The 803-nt window shown below is 46.0% G+C and carries 2 rRNA genes; both read right to left on the reverse strand.

The annotated features are described in order from the left end of the window. Positions 1 to 433 precede the first annotated feature (433 nt). A 5S ribosomal RNA gene (rrf, locus tag HBN79_RS23845) occupies positions 434 to 549 on the reverse strand. 147 nt (positions 550 to 696) lie between these two features. After that, positions 697 to 803 (reverse strand): 23S ribosomal RNA (locus tag HBN79_RS23850); the annotation flags it as partial.

The raw sequence follows: 803 nt of genomic DNA on the forward strand, positions 1-803 counted from the left end.
GTTGGTTACATCTTTGATTTCTCGCGGAGTAACTTGTGATGCTGATAATCTTGTTGACTATCAGTCTGACTCCACAAGCACCCACACGAATTGCTTGATTCAATTGTTAAAGAGCGGTTGGTCAGCTTTCGCTGTACCGAGGCGCGCATTCTACAGCAGCCTCTGTTGCTGTCAAGCGGTTATTTTAAGATGCTTTCAAAGTTTCCTCTGTAACATCAACCACTTGCGCTTTCGATCTCTCGTTAGCGGGAGGCGAATTCTACAGTGTTACACACTGCTGTCAACGCTTTATTTCCAGCTTCTTTCGATTGAGATAATCGAGTGGTTAGCCAGGCAAATGGCCTGATTAACCATACGAGCTTTTTACAAAGCTTGTACTTATACAAAAACAAAAACCCTGTCTGCGCGAGCAGACAGGGTTTTTGGAATTTAATCTTGACGATGACCTACTCTCACATGGGGAAACCCCACACTACCATCGGCGATGCATCGTTTCACTACTGAGTTCGGGATGGGATCAGGTGGTTCCAATGCTCTATGGTCGTCAAGAAATTCGGTAGCCAGGTCGTTTACCTTTCGGTTTACGCTCCAGCGAATGGGTATGTAATAGATATGGTGTTTTGTGAACCGCAAACTTTCGGTCTGTATCGTCTTCACACACCGCAACTTGCTCTAAGCAAATTGCTTGGGTGTTATATGGTCAAGCCTCACGGGCAATTAGTATTGGTTAGCTCAACGCCTCACAGCGCTTACACACCCAACCTATCAACGTCGTAGTCTTCGACGGCCCTTTAGGGAACTCA

The sequence above is a fragment of the Pseudomonas sp. WS 5051 genome, from assembly GCF_012985715.1.
In the GTDB taxonomy this organism is placed as follows: domain Bacteria; phylum Pseudomonadota; class Gammaproteobacteria; order Pseudomonadales; family Pseudomonadaceae; genus Aquipseudomonas; species Aquipseudomonas bubulae.